This is a genomic window from Nonlabens sp. MIC269 (genome assembly GCF_001430865.1).
In the GTDB taxonomy this organism is placed as follows: domain Bacteria; phylum Bacteroidota; class Bacteroidia; order Flavobacteriales; family Flavobacteriaceae; genus Nonlabens; species Nonlabens tegetincola.
In genome coordinates this window covers 2,062,627-2,076,980 of the sequence record NZ_CP011373.1, presented here as the reverse complement: position 1 = coordinate 2,076,980, position 14,354 = coordinate 2,062,627, and the positions used below count along the sequence as shown (strand labels likewise).

Below are 14,354 nucleotides of genomic sequence, written 5' to 3'. Positions count from 1 at the left end.
ACTATTTCTTTGAACGCGGATGCGCATTTTTATAAACTCCTTTTAAAGCAGCCATACTAGTATGTGTATAAATTTGTGTTGACGACAAACTAGAATGACCTAAAAGCTCTTTAACCGCATTTAAATCTGCTCCTTCATCTAATAAATGAGTAGCAAAAGTGTGCCTCAATACATGAGGACTTACTTTTACCTTACTAGATACCTTACTAAAATACGATTTTATAATTCTATAAACAAGAGACGGGTATATTTTATCACCTTTAACTGTAATCAATAATGTGTCCACATCTCTCTTTTCCATAAACACCCGCAATCTTAAATAATTTTCCAACAACCAATACAAACGATCGGTTACCGGCAGGATGCGTTGCTTATTTCTTTTTCCTACAACGCGAATTGTTCTAGCAGATTGCTCAAAGGAACTTATTTTAAGACTAATTAACTCTTCTCGTCGAATTCCTGTTAAATAAAGCAACTCAATAATTAGTCTATCCCTACAATTTTCAAAATCTTCTATATCGATTTTTTCATTAAGCACCTTTAACACTTCTTCTTTGGAAAATGGCAAGGTCAATCTTTTAGAAGTCTTTATACTTTTATGATGCAATAGTGGGTTTTCCTTGATTACATCAATTCTCTTTAAAAATTGAAAGTATGTTTTAAGCGCAGTTATTTTTCTATTTACAGATTGAGCTAGCAGTCCCTCTTCTAGCAAGAATGCGATATAAGATCTTATCACCTGATAATTAACCTCATTTAAATCTACACCTTCAAATTCACAAAACCGTTTAAACTGGCACAAATCTCTATCATATGCCTTTAAAGTATGGGTTGAGTATCCCTTTTCAACTGATAAGTATTCTATGAAATTTTCAATAAACATAAAAAAAACCGCTAGAAAGTAAATTTAAACATTTCTTTCTAGCGGTTAAATTTTAAACTAAAGAGTTCTTAGATATTCTCTTGATCTCTTAAGTGCTGGATGTATTCAGCTTTAATCTTTTGTGCTCTTTTTGCTACAGACGGCTTTGTAAACTGTTGTCTTCTTCTTAGTTCACGCATCTTCCCTGTACGATCAAATTTTCTTTTGAAACGTTTTAGAGCTCTATCGATATTTTCTCCTTCTTTAACTGGTATTATTAACATAGTGGCATCACCTCCTTTCTTTAGCGAGTGCAAAAATACATTTATTTTTTAATTCTAGTAATAAAAGATGTATTTCCTGGCAAAAAAATTATTTAGCAGCTGGTTTGTAGTCTTTACCGTCAAGTTCCATTTTTGCTATTATCTCACGCATAATTTCACTCGTACCACCACCAATAGGCCCTAAGCGACTATCTCTCCACATACGTGCAAGAGGATATTCTTCTATATATCCATAGCCACCTAAATATTGTAAGCATTGATAGATTACCTCATCTGCTATTTTAGTAGATACTAACTTTGACATACTTGCCTCTTTAACAGGATAAAGCCCTTTATCTAGCTCCTCAGCGATGTTATAATTGAAACATTTTGCCATTTCAACCTCACTTAGCATATCAGACATTTTATGGCGTAATGCCTGAAATTTGTCCAATGACTTTCCAAACGCTTGTCTGTCTCTCATGTATTGAGCAGTGTATTCCAGCGCGTATTCTGCTCTAGCATGAGCATTGATACCCATTATTAATCTCTCAAGAGCAAAATGCTGCATTATGTACGCAAACCCTTTACCTTCTTCACCCATCAGGTTTTCAACTGGTACACGCACGTTATCAAAACCTATCTCACCAGTATCACTTGCTCTCCATCCCAATTTATTTAGTTTAGTAGCGCTTATACCAGGCGTCTCACGATCCATTACAAATATGCTAATACCTCTTCCTTTTGCATCAGGATCAGTTTTTGCAGCAACAACCAGATAGTCTGAATAGACTCCATTTGTTATGAAAGTTTTTGATCCATTAATTATATAATGATCTCCTTCCTTTACAGCGGTAGTTCTCATACCAGCCACATCACTTCCTCCAAATGGTTCAGTAATACCCAAACATCCTATTTTTTCACCTGTTAAAGTAGGTACAAGATATTCTTCCTTAATTCTTTCATCACCTTCCTTAAGTAAATGCTGTGCACCTAGAAATGCTTGTACCCACATCGCAGCCGCAAACCCACCGGAGTTAATACGCTGCATTTCTTCTAAAAAAATAACAGTATAGAAAAAGTCAAGATCAAGACCTCCATATTTTTCAGGATAATAAAGACCAAAGTAGCCCATCTCTCCCATTTTTTGGAAAATCTCTCTATCAATTTGACCGGTTTCCTCCCATCGTTCAATATGAGGAACGGCTTCTTTTTGAAGAAAATCTCTAAAACTCTGTCTGAATGCGTTGTGTTCTTCGGTAAAGTATTTTGAGTACATATAAAATTATCGTATAATATTTTTAGTTAGTCGAGCGTCAAATATAACTGAATTAGGTCCAATTTCTCTTCAGGGAAACGGGAAGTTAACAGTACTTTATCCCAGCTCTTAAATCCATCTCGTAATGTGCGTTGCTCTATTAAAGCTTCAACCAAGTAGTCGTTAAAATATGGAATGCTTAACAATTCTTCTTTTGTGGCTGTATTCAATGCTATTTTAGTATGAGAAGCGTTGTTTGTCAAATAGAATTTTTCTTTGATCCTTATAAAAGTAGAATCAGGCAAACCATATACTGATTGTACTTGCAACATATCAACAAAGCCACCTAATCTATCTCTTTCATTAATTATTTTCTTTGCTGTGGCAGGCCCTACGCCATACACGGACCTCAAATCATTATTAGTAGCTTGATTTATGTTTATGCGAACATGGGTTCGTTTATCGGTGTAAGTCCTAGTTTGGCTTTTCTTTTCTGTCACCCATTTTGGGAATTTAAAAAAGGGGCTTATACTATCCAACCATTTGTCACTTACACCAGTAACCTCTTTAAATTGCCTAGTAGAGTTAATCCATTTTCCGCTTTCGCGAAAGCGTAATAATCTATCAATTTCCTCAACAGTCAATCCTAATTTATAGCCTTTATAATCTGTGATGTAATTAGGATTGAATGGATAAATGGTATCACGTTTTCTTTTTTGTAAGGCTATTAAGGAATCTATCTGACCTTGATATCCTTCAATTCTAGACACGCTTAATTGGTTAGACGATTGAGTTGATTTTGTATACCCGTAAAACCCTATCGCAATTATTAATAAGATGCTTAATACAAAAATCCCTCTGAGCTGATTTTTAGTAAAAGCAAAGAGGGATTTAAATTGATTCATAAAACTGTATTATGCATCTTTTTTCAAGCCTAATTCTCCTGATTTAAGCTTACGCCAGTATTCATTAAGATCACGTTTAACTTCACCTGACATTAGATACAATCCAATAATATTAGGGAATGACATAGCGAGTATCATCATATCTGAAAAGTCTAAAACAGCACCCAACGATACAGAAGAACCTATAACTACAAAGATTAAGAAAATCATTTTATAAGCAATCTCTACCATACGACCTTTTCCAAATAGATAGGTCCAAGCACGCATTCCATAATAAGACCAACTTATCATTGTACTGAATGCAAAAAGGAAAATTGCTCCTGCTAAAACATATGGGAACCAAGATATAACACTACCAAAGGCATCAGAAGTAAGTTGAGCTCCTGTAAGTCCTTCTACCTCGTGCATTCCTGTAAAGATTAATACTAAAGCCGTAAGTGTACAAACCACTACAGTATCGATGAAAGGCTCTAATAATGCAACAAAACCTTCAGAAGGTGGATGATGCGTTTTTGCAGCACTGTGAGCAATTGCAGCAGACCCTACACCAGCTTCGTTTGAAAAAGCAGCACGTTGAAATCCAATAATCAACACCCCAATAACACCACCTTTTAATGCCGAAGGACTAAAAGCACCATCAATAATTGCAGAAAATGCAGGCCCTACATTCTCTATATTAATAATTATAACCGCTAGCGCTGCTATTATGTAAACACTAGCCATGAATGGAACTATTTTACCTGTAACTTTTGCGATACTTTGGATACCACCAATTATTACCACACCGACTAATACTGCTGTTATTATACCAAATATAAATCCATGTCCTTCTAGGAAAGTAAATTGAGTTGCTAGACCTTCAAAAGCTTGATTAGACTGGAACATATTACCACCACCAAAGGAAGCTCCAATTGCAAGTACTGCAAATAAAACTGCCAATACTTTACCTAGACCTTTTTTATTTTGTTTTTCAAGACCATATCTCAAGTAGTTCATAGGACCACCATAAACAGCTCCTGTACTTGAAATATCTCTATATTTTACACCAAGAGTACATTCCACAAATTTTGAAGACATACCTAGTAGTCCTGCTACTATCATCCAAAATGTAGCTCCTGCTCCACCTATAGAAATTGCTACAGCTACACTCGCTATATTTCCTAATCCTACAGTTCCTGAAACTGCTGTTGCCAAAGCCTGGAAGTGAGTAACCTGACCTGGTGCTGTTGGGTCATCGTACTTTCCTTTTGCAAGATCTATGGAATGCTTAAATCCTCTGAAATTGATGAATCCCATTCTCAATGTAAAGAATAAAGCCCCTAGCACTAACCAAATTACAATAAACGGAATAGGCTTTTGTTGAACATCACCATTAGGATGAAGTAAAGGAACCTTTTCATCATACTTAACTTGTGCAAACAAATGAGCTCCTGTTTCTATAACATCGCCACTGTTTTCTCCATTATAAATAACGTCCCCAGGATTAAGGTCTTTACCACGACTTTGTAAGTGGTTAAATTCACCACTAGCTGGTGAGGAAACAACAACATCTTGACCATTTTCTACTGCAACAATAGCAACCTCATCACCTTTTTTTACTTTTTCACCGTCGTTTTTCAACCATTGTTTAAGCGTATACTTATTTGTGTCTCCAGCTTCCCAGTTAGGTATAGAAATCTTTTTTGATTCTGCATAAACAACTGGATCGTAAATTCCAATTGCCGAAAATAAATCCCAGAATAGTACATTCCCCAAAGCTCCTACAGCAGGCACGGCAGCACCATTCAAATGCTCTACTATACTTTCTGCTTTAACTTCGTATACTCCTGCCACGTTATTTCCGTCGGCATCTGTTACCTCAACTGTATAATTAATCCCTTCAGTAAGTGAAGTTGCGGTATTTGATTTTAATGGAGTGGATTGATTGGACCATTTGTAAGTATATGGTGCTTTACCACCTGACACAGTAACGGTAATAGAACCATCATTTATCTCTGATGTCGGGTTAGTAGTTTGAGCCTTTAAAATAAGCTCTTGTGCGTTACCTAACGTGGTTATAAGAAAGGCAGCAACCAGTATGTAAATACTCCTCATATATTAAATTTGATTAAACAAGGCAGCAATATCTTAAAAAATATTGCTAATTAAAAATTTAAAAGTGATAAACCCTTAGTCTCCTATGCGATATACCTTTTGTAAATGTTGTATTTGATTGGTATTTCCAACTACTATTATTTTTGATCCAGGAACTAATTCGATCGAGGGATCAGGATTTACAATATAATCTCCATTAGGGTTTTTATACCCAATAATTGTACAACCAGTTTCTTTTCTTAGGTTTAAGTCTAGAATATTGCAAGACCTTTTGTGATCAAACATTTGCTCAAATGAAACTTGTTCTAGATTAACTCCATCATTACCACCATAACTCAAATTATCCCAAAACTCTATTAAGTCTGGACTTACAATTAATGAAGCCATATGCTGCCCGCCTATTAAGTCAGGTAGGATAACGTTATTGGCTCCTGCTAGTTTAAGTTTACGCACAGTTGTCTCTTCACTAGCTCTTGATATAATCATCAACTTACTATTCAACTGCCTAGCACTTAAAACTACAAAGAGATTATCTGCATCATCAGGAAGAGCTGATATTAAAACACTGGCACGTTCGATTCCAGCATTAAGCAAGGTTTCATCCTCGTTTGCATTACCTCTTAAAAAGTATTTACTATCCAAGCTAGCTTCATCTATAACTTCTTGATTTTTTTCAAGAACTATAAAATCACGATTATAATCTTGTAACTTTTCAACCGCTTGACGCCCGTTGCGACCATAACCGCAAACAATAACATGATTCTCCATGTTTTTTATTTGTTTAAGTTGTCTTTTAAAAATAATATCTCGTACTGAACTTCGTGAGATTAAATACTCTGTAAAAACACTAACAGCATATCCCACTGCAACTACACTTACTAAGATAAGCGCTATGATAAATAATTTAGCTTGCGGCGATGGGTTTCCAATTTCTCGATAGCCTACAGTAGTAATCGTAATCACCGTCATATATAGAGCATCGATCATGTCTAGATCCATGGTCACCATGAATCCAATCACACCAGCACAAAGAATACTAAGAAGTAAAGTAAGTGCAATTTTTATCTTCCTACTCATTAGCTTAAAGATCAAAGACAGAACTTCGCTTTACGTATACTAAGTCTTTTATTTTTAACCAAAAAGCAATAATTAAATATACCGCAAATCCAGCACCGAGCGTAGCAAACGTAAAGTATATAAAGGTAATTCTTACACTTCGCGCTCTCATCCCTAAACGATCTGCTAACCGTGTAGAAACATAAAACCCGTATTTTTCTAGATAAGTTCTTAAACTAGCTACCATTCCCATAAAGTAAAAATACTATTAATTCCTGACTAGTGAAACACCTACATCACATTGCAAACACTTATTTCTATCGCAATAATTAGGTTTTAATTGCAACAGTGATTGTGAAGTTAATGCCGATTTTACATCAATCAACTTTTTAAATCCATTTATGACCGCGTTACTTTCTGCTTTAACAGAATCCATAAGTGCGAGTAATTCTTCAGTATTTTCCTTACCTATTTGTTGACCATAATAAAATTTTATAGGCACGATACAATTGATAATGATTAAATCTATAAAAGCCTTAGTTAATCTTTTAGGCTGGTCATTAGTCTTCTTATCAAAAACATGGTGATCATCCCAGTATTTAGATGCCTTTACTTCAAATAAATTATACACATCCTCTTTAGTTACAGCAAGCAAAACCTCAGCAAATAACATAGGTTTTCTATGGTATAACATGGCCAACTGTGAAATTCTCACCGTAGGAAAATTTGCCGGTCTCAATCTAAAAAACTTCATAGGTGTGAGCGATGGCTGTATTTGATATTTCGCTTTCGCGAAAGCGTACTCTTTAACACACAATTCGTAATACCTATCTTCCTTTTTCTCATCCAATAATCCTGACTGACCTAATAGTGCACTTTCTAACTGAAAAGAATCACGAGCCAATTTGCGCACAGTAGCCTGATCGATGCTTTGTGCCAACTGTTCAAAAGCATCAACATTTGTTTTTGTACCAAAGCTACGAGCCAATAACTGAAAAAAAGCTGCTTCCCAATCGTTATTGGATTGTTTCAAATAGTGTTTAATCCTAGCAGATTTTTGTTGCAATCTATTTATAAATAATTTTTCCAACCATAAGTTGAGTTTAAATTCATTTACGTGCGGTAAATCCTGCTCACAGTTTATAAACTGATTGTTTTTATGTGCAAAAAGCTTGCGGTAGGACATCACTAGATTTTCTGGAACAAATCTTGAAACTTCTAGAACAGGTATTTTAATCCCATCTCGAGTTGAAATTTCAGCATCGTGCTGCCACACCACGTGTAAAATCACGTTATCATAAGCAGGATCATCGTCGTGACCGTGAAGAAACCAATCACTAGCTTTTACATGCATTTCTACATTACCTGCCCATTGTTGATTTCCTATTTTAAGTCTAGCATTAAAGAAATCTGGACCACTTTCAAAATTATGGGAACCTAAGGATTGAATAACAAGATCAACACCATCTGTAGTAGTTAAAGTAATACCTGATAACTTTTTAAACTTCCATAAGTAATGAATAAAATCTTCTTGCATAAAAAAAGGTCATAATCTTTGTAAACTTAGAACAAAAATTATAACCTTCAACTGTACCTCACACTACCTATAGGTGAAGTAAATTATTTTTCATCTGGCAAATAACTACCATCTTCATTTAACCATCCTTTTTCCAGCATCCAATCATCATTGAAAAACTTACCTACGTAACGGCTTCCGTGATCATGGAATAGAATAACTACCACATCATCCTTAGTGAATCCAACTTGCTCATGAATTTGGCGTAAACCTTTAATGGCCGCACCTGCACTATTTCCTAAAAACATTCCTTCTTCTGCGGCAAGTCTTCTAGTATAAACCGCTGCATCTCGATCAGTTACTTTAGTAAAACCATCGATCACTTCAAATCTTACGTTGAGTGGTAAAATATCTTCACCTATACCTTCTGTTATATAAGGATGTATCTCGTTTTCATCAAATATTCCTGTTTCATGATATTTTTTGAAAACTGATCCGTAGGTATCAATTCCCCAAACTTTGACATTTGGGTTTTGTAATTTTAAATAAGTTCCTACTCCCGAAATGGTACCACCAGTTCCTACTCCTACGACGAAATGAGTAACCTTACCTTCTGTTTGTTCCCAAATTTCTGGCCCAGTAGACTCATAATGCGCTTTACAATTAGAAGGATTATCATATTGATTAACATACCAAGAGTTAGGAGTTTCCTCGCTTAATCTCTTACTGGTAGAATAATAAGATCTAGGATCATCAGGAGCCACATCAGTTGGGCACACATGCACTTGAGCACCTACAGCTCTCAAAATATCCATTTTTTCTTTTGACTGCTTATCACTTAATACACAAACTAATTTGTAACCTTTTATGATTGCAGCGAGTGCCAGTCCCATACCTGTGTTTCCACTGGTTCCTTCAATGATAGTTCCACCTGGTTTTAGTCTTCCATCAGCCTCGGCATCTTCTATCATTTTAAGTCCCATACGGTCTTTAACGCTGTTTCCTGGATTAAAAGTTTCGTATTTAGCTAGGACTAATGCTGGAATATCCTCAACTAGCTTGTTCATTTTAACCAATGGAGTGTCACCTATCGTCCCTAAAATATTTTCTGCGTATTTCATAAATTGCATTAAGAGGTTGCAAAAATACCGTTTTAAATAACGTAATCTAGCTTTTTAAAAAGCTTTAAGAGAGTATACGCTGGTAGAATTCTTTTTTTGCGTTTTCATCTTTTCCAAACAACCATCTTACCACATGCTCATCCCACATGCCTTCATAATCAGATTGTGTTATAATCTTGCGATCAATAGCCAAATCAAGAATTTTCCCAGGATAACTACTTTGTTTTTCACTATCCATTTCTCCTAATGGATATGGATCATCCAGACCTACAAGAATTTGTTGAGCACCTTGATTTTTTACTAAAAGTTCTAGAGAACCAGTATCGTGGACTAGTGTATCAAAGAATATATTAGGATGGCCTACACTTTTACGAGGATGTGTTTTACCCTCAAATAAATCTGGTCGACCATCAAAACCTTGAATCCTGCGGCCTAAGTTCATTTGGGCTAACTGACCACCATGTGCAAAACAAACTCTCATACCTGGATACTTTTGGGCATATCCATTTAGAGTTAAAAAATGATAGGCATCGGCGCATTGTGCAAGCATCCAGATAAGATGAAAACGCCATGCTGTATTTTGAAGTTTGATAAACTTCTCTCCATCATACGGATGAATTTCTACAGCGAGATTGAGCTCACTTGCAAGTTCAAAGATAGGTTCATTTTCCTCATCAAAAATACAACGCCATTGACCTATAGTATCCATATAATGAGTAGGTAAACACAGTAATCTCATGCCTAGAACTTTTACACATCGTTCTATCTCCCACAAAGCACCACGTATAAAACCTGGATGCACTACAAATCCACAGGTGAATTTATTAGGATGATCGTGTTGCACTCTTGCGTTAAAGTCGTTTTGAAATCGTAAGGCTTGTTTCATTTCCTCCAACCTCAAACCATTTCCATACAATTGACTTAAATTTAAAATAACCGCATGATCAATCTTGTATTTGTCCATCCACTCTAGTTTCTCTTTCAAGAAAAAGCTAGAATCCGTAACGGGTCTCTCCCAATCTTTTTGGAGCATCTTTTTACGATCCTTATCTACCCAAAAGATTCCTTTTTCACGCATGAAATCAGGTATCTCCTCTGGATAAGGAAGTAAATGTGAGTGACCGTTAATACGTAGTTTTTTGGACATAATATTGTAGATGGTTTATAAAATTAGTAAAACAGATTGCTTATTTAGAATATTAAAAAAACTATTCTTCTTAAAATCTTCCTTTTGCTACAAACTCTTAGTTCGCCCACCATCGACTGGCAGATTTATACCGTTGATATATCCTGCTAGATTACTAGATAGGAACAACACAGCATTGGCTACTTCTTCCGGTTGCGCAAAACGTCTAGCAGGAACGTAATTTTTCATAATTTCTGCAGCTTGTTCCTCGCTATGACCAGCTCTATTTGCTTTACCTGCGATAATCTTGTCCAATCTTTCGGTAGCGGTAAAACCTGGTAGTACATTATTCACTGTGATACCATATGGTCCTAACTCATTACTCAATGTTTTTGCCCAATTTGCAACGGCTCCTCTAATTACGTTAGACACTCCTAAAAATTCAATGGGCGCTTTTACACTTGTTGATATGATATTTATGATTCGCCCGTATCCTGCTTCTTTCATCCCAGGAGCACATGCTTTAACTAATACTTGATTACACTTTATATGCTGTGTGAATCCATCTTCAAGCGCCTTCACCTCAGCATCTATTAAATAGCCAGGTGCAGGTCCGCCTGTATTATTGACTAAAATGTGAATTGGGTTCGCTTTCGCGAAAGCGGAAACTACCTCATCCACTTCCTTATAATTTGAAAAATCGGCAACAAGATAGGTGTGATCATCTCTATGCGTGGTATCCAAAGTAGACAATACTTTTTGAAGTTTATTAGGATTGCGGGCGAGAAGGACAACTCTAGCACCTGCTACAGCCATTAACCTCGCTGTAGATTCTCCTATTCCAGTACTACTACCGCATACTAGGGCGGTTTTATCTTTAAGATCTATTTTCATGTAGCGAATTTACAGAAATTAACCAGCAAACCCCTTATGTAGTTCTATGCAAATCTCTTAAATAGGAGTATTTTTGCAGTATATTTCAATCTAATGATCGTAACAAAAACAAAGGAAGAACTAGAGATAATGCGTAAAGCAGCCTTAATGGTAAGTAAAACTCTAGGAATGGTAGCTAGTGAAATTAAACCAGGTGTAACCACATTAAGACTCGATGAACTCGCTGAACAGTTTATCAGAGATCATGGTGCAATTCCGGGTTTTAAAGGATTGTACGATTGTCCTAGTACTTTACTTATTTCTCCAAATGAAGAAGTTGTCCATGGGATTCCTAAAAATGTTGAAATTAAAGAAGGTGATATACTATCTGTAGATTGTGGTGCTATCGTTGAAGGTTTTTATGGTGATCATGCTTACACCTTTGCCGTTGGAGAAATCCCACAAGAAACTCAAGATTTATTAGACCGAACTAAGAATTCTCTCTATCTAGGAATAGAGCAATTTAAAACTGGAAACCGTGTTGGTGACGTGGGATATGCCATACAGAATTATTGCGAAAGCTTCGGATACGGTGTTGTACGAGAATTAGTCGGTCATGGAATAGGTAAAGTGATGCATGAGGATCCTCAAATGCCTAACTATGGTAAAAGAGGTAGAGGCAAGAAATTTGTAGAAGGAATGACAGTAGCTATCGAACCTATGATTAATCTGGGAACCAAAAACATCAAGCACCATAGTGATGGATGGACGATAACCACACGGGATAAAAAACCAAGTGCACATTTTGAGCACGACGTAGCTATTGTTAATGGAGAACCTAGGTTACTGAGTACTTTTGACTACATATATGAGGTTTTAGGCATTACATCAAACGAGGAAGATCCTTATCGTTGGATCGATTAATTGTTTACCTTGATTCTATTTAATTTTTAGATAAATCTCATATTGAAAAAACTTTTCAAATTTTTCCTTAACCTGATACCTAGAACATGGCTCATTAAAGCAAGTTATTGGGTGCGCCCAATTATTGCGTGGTGGTATAAGGGTAATAAATATGAAGATCCTATCGATGGTAAAACTTTTTCTTCATTTTTACCTTATGGGTATGAAAATGTAAGAGAAAATGTGTTGTCACCTAGCACACTTTCATTAGAAAGGCATAGGCTTCTATGGCTTTATTTAAATAGGGAATTACAAGTATTCACCAAACCTTTAAAACTATTGCATTTTGCTCCTGAGCAGTGTTTTTATAACCGTTTTCGCAACAGCGATAACATAGATTATACTACGACAGACATAGAATCACCACTTGCTGATGTTCAGGCGGATATTTGTGAATTACCCTTTGAAGATAATCAGTATGATTTAATTCTGTGTAATCATGTATTGGAACACATTACCAACGACACAAAAGCCATGCAAGAGCTTTATAGGGTTTTAAAACCAGGTGGCACCGCTGTTCTCCAAATACCGCTGGACATGAAAAGAAAGGAGACCTTTGAAGATGATAGTATTACCGATCCTAAACAGCGAGCTCAAATTTTTGGGCAGTATGACCACGTTCGTGTATATGGAATGGACTACTTCAATAAATTAGAATCTATTGGTTTTAAGGTTGAAGCTGTTGATTATACAACTACCCTTAGTAGCAAAGAAATTGACCGTTATAGACTAGCCGCAGGTGAACTTATACCAGTTGTAAGGAAATAATTAAATCGCCTTTTTTACATATTGTTTAAATCCTGGAGTAGTTTCAAACCTTAACATACCATTTTCATCTATATACATTATTATAACCTCTATTTCGGGCAAGTTTTTAAGATGAATTCTAGATTTTTCTAATGGCATTGCCATAAAGGCTGTAGCATAACCATCAGCTAGAGTACAGGAACTTGCAATCACGTTTACACCTATAACCTGTGAAGGTTGTGCTTTACCAGTTAATGGATTTACCGTATGAACATACTCTTGACCCGAGCTTGAGTCAATTTTAAACTTGCGATAATTACCACTACCTGCCATAGCCTTATCGGTTAACTCAACAACAGATAAGTAACTGGTCTTATTCCCTTTTTTCTTAGGATCCTCAATTCCAACGGACCAACTACCGTTGCGTTCTAGGTTTTTACCTTTGGCATATACTTCTCCACCTATATCCACTAGGTAGTTTTCAACTCCTTGTTTAGTGAGCCACCTAGCAATGTAGTCTACTAATGTTCCTTTACCTATAGCATTAAAATCCATATAAACACCAGGCTTTTCTTTTTTAATGTAGACACTATCTTGGATTTTTGATGGAACAAGTGACAAGTTATGAAAACCCACAAATCGCATTAAACTGTCTATTTCTTTTTCAGTAGGTATTTTTTCTTGCTCTCCATTTGCTCCAAAACCATAAGCATTAACAAGGTTACCTACCGTAGGGTCAAAATACCCATCGGTTTTACGATAAATATCGCTTGCCTTTTCAAATACTTCTTTAAATGGCTTGCCTACAAGCACACTATCAACCTCGTTATTAAGTTGATTAATAAGCGAGCCCTTTCGCCAGGTACTCATAGAGGTGTTGAACATTTCAACTATACTATCCACGCTTTTTTCTACTGCTACTTCATTTTCATGAAACAGGGTAATATTATAATAGGTACCTATAGCATTACCCGAGAATTTTTGTGCTTGAATATCGTTTTCTGGTGTTTGATTCTTGCAACTTACTGTTGCTAACACCACAAACAACAAAAAACTTAAATACCTCATTTTATTTCAATTAATCCAGCATAATTAACCACATAATCTTCATCATGGTGTACTGGAATTTCATAATTATTCGAATTTGCAAGACCTACTCCTGCATAAAAAGTACGGGCTTTAAATTTAACAGCATGATCTCTCATGGTTATCATTAAATCTTCATCATACTCTACAGGATTATTAGGGTAACGTATTGCTCTAACTACAACAAAATGTAGCTTCCCTTTTTTTAGAGCCACAAATTGAGGATCTTTTTTAGGTTTTGAATTAATACTTAAAAACTCAAAACCTTCCTCTTCCATTTCTTTACCTACTATATTCATAGCAAGTTGATGTAATTCTTGATCTGTAAGTGGATTCATGTCACAAAAGTAAGGTTAATTCAAAGAGTATAAAGTGATATAATACAAAATGATAGTCGCAAATCTAACCTGTACTTACTGTAGGGTTTTTTTATATTTAAAGTAACATTAAGGGAAAATTCCTTGTGAGTTCATTAGCTTGCATG

The 14,354-nt window shown here is 35.8% G+C and carries 15 protein-coding genes; 2 read left to right on the top strand and 13 right to left on the bottom strand.

Annotated elements, in window-relative coordinates; genetic code table 11:
* Position 1: 1 nt before the first annotated feature.
* The 11 genes from AAT17_RS09540 to AAT17_RS09490 form a co-directional block, all read right to left on the bottom strand.
* Positions 2 to 883, bottom strand: a complete 882-nt coding sequence (locus tag AAT17_RS09540) for a tyrosine-type recombinase/integrase (protein ID WP_060523902.1) — start codon at positions 881 to 883, stop codon at positions 2 to 4.
* A gap of 68 nt (positions 884 to 951) precedes the next feature.
* Positions 952 to 1,146 carry a 30S ribosomal protein S21 gene (gene rpsU, locus AAT17_RS09535; protein WP_042279738.1) on the bottom strand — a complete coding sequence of 65 codons (195 nt, stop codon included), beginning with the start codon at positions 1,144 to 1,146 and terminating at the stop codon, positions 952 to 954.
* Positions 1,147 to 1,234: 88 nt separating this feature from the next.
* On the bottom strand, positions 1,235 to 2,404 hold the full coding sequence (locus AAT17_RS09530; RefSeq protein WP_060523900.1) for an acyl-CoA dehydrogenase family protein: 1,170 nt from the start codon (positions 2,402 to 2,404) through the stop codon (positions 1,235 to 1,237).
* Positions 2,405 to 2,430: 26 nt separating this feature from the next.
* Complete coding sequence (locus AAT17_RS09525) at positions 2,431 to 3,153, bottom strand: ComEA family DNA-binding protein (protein WP_253279764.1); 723 nt, start codon at positions 3,151 to 3,153, stop codon at positions 2,431 to 2,433.
* A gap of 144 nt (positions 3,154 to 3,297) precedes the next feature.
* On the bottom strand, positions 3,298 to 5,382 hold the full coding sequence (locus AAT17_RS09520; RefSeq protein ID WP_060523896.1) for an amino acid carrier protein: 2,085 nt from the start codon (positions 5,380 to 5,382) through the stop codon (positions 3,298 to 3,300).
* A gap of 75 nt (positions 5,383 to 5,457) precedes the next feature.
* The gene (locus AAT17_RS09515) at positions 5,458 to 6,459 is read right to left on the bottom strand and encodes a TrkA family potassium uptake protein (RefSeq protein WP_060523894.1); all 1,002 of its coding nucleotides are present in this window, start codon (positions 6,457 to 6,459) and stop codon (positions 5,458 to 5,460) included.
* Positions 6,460 to 6,463: 4 nt separating this feature from the next.
* Complete coding sequence (locus AAT17_RS13475; protein WP_042279727.1) at positions 6,464 to 6,691, bottom strand: PspC family transcriptional regulator; 228 nt, start codon at positions 6,689 to 6,691, stop codon at positions 6,464 to 6,466.
* 15 nt (positions 6,692 to 6,706) lie between these two features.
* Positions 6,707 to 7,975 (bottom strand): DUF2851 family protein, encoded by a 1,269-nt coding sequence (locus AAT17_RS09505; RefSeq protein WP_060523890.1) that lies wholly within the window; start codon positions 7,973 to 7,975, stop codon positions 6,707 to 6,709.
* A gap of 83 nt (positions 7,976 to 8,058) precedes the next feature.
* Positions 8,059 to 9,075: a PLP-dependent cysteine synthase family protein gene (locus tag AAT17_RS09500; RefSeq protein ID WP_060523889.1), complete on the bottom strand. Its 1,017-nt coding sequence runs from the start codon at positions 9,073 to 9,075 to the stop codon at positions 8,059 to 8,061.
* Between the two features lie 64 nt (positions 9,076 to 9,139).
* Positions 9,140 to 10,222, bottom strand: a complete 1,083-nt coding sequence (locus AAT17_RS09495) for an amidohydrolase family protein (RefSeq protein ID WP_042279725.1) — start codon at positions 10,220 to 10,222, stop codon at positions 9,140 to 9,142.
* A gap of 87 nt (positions 10,223 to 10,309) precedes the next feature.
* Complete coding sequence (locus tag AAT17_RS09490; RefSeq protein ID WP_060523887.1) at positions 10,310 to 11,095, bottom strand: SDR family oxidoreductase; 786 nt, start codon at positions 11,093 to 11,095, stop codon at positions 10,310 to 10,312.
* Positions 11,096 to 11,188: 93 nt separating this feature from the next.
* Between AAT17_RS09490 and map the strand changes: the two genes are divergently transcribed.
* Positions 11,189 to 11,998, top strand: coding sequence for a type I methionyl aminopeptidase (gene map, locus AAT17_RS09485; protein ID WP_042279719.1), 810 nt, complete (start codon positions 11,189 to 11,191; stop codon positions 11,996 to 11,998).
* A 42-nt stretch (positions 11,999 to 12,040) separates the two neighbouring features.
* Positions 12,041 to 12,805, top strand: a complete 765-nt coding sequence (locus AAT17_RS09480) for a class I SAM-dependent methyltransferase (RefSeq protein WP_060523885.1) — start codon at positions 12,041 to 12,043, stop codon at positions 12,803 to 12,805.
* Here AAT17_RS09480 and AAT17_RS09475 read toward each other — a convergent pair whose 3' ends face one another.
* Both AAT17_RS09475 and AAT17_RS09470 read right to left on the bottom strand, forming a co-directional pair.
* Complete coding sequence (locus tag AAT17_RS09475) at positions 12,806 to 13,852, bottom strand: FAD:protein FMN transferase (RefSeq protein ID WP_060523883.1); 1,047 nt, start codon at positions 13,850 to 13,852, stop codon at positions 12,806 to 12,808.
* Positions 13,849 to 14,208, bottom strand: a complete 360-nt coding sequence (locus AAT17_RS09470) for a hypothetical protein (RefSeq protein WP_060523881.1) — start codon at positions 14,206 to 14,208, stop codon at positions 13,849 to 13,851. Before AAT17_RS09470 ends, AAT17_RS09475 begins: the two co-directional genes overlap by 4 nt.
* Positions 14,209 to 14,354 lie beyond the last annotated feature (146 nt).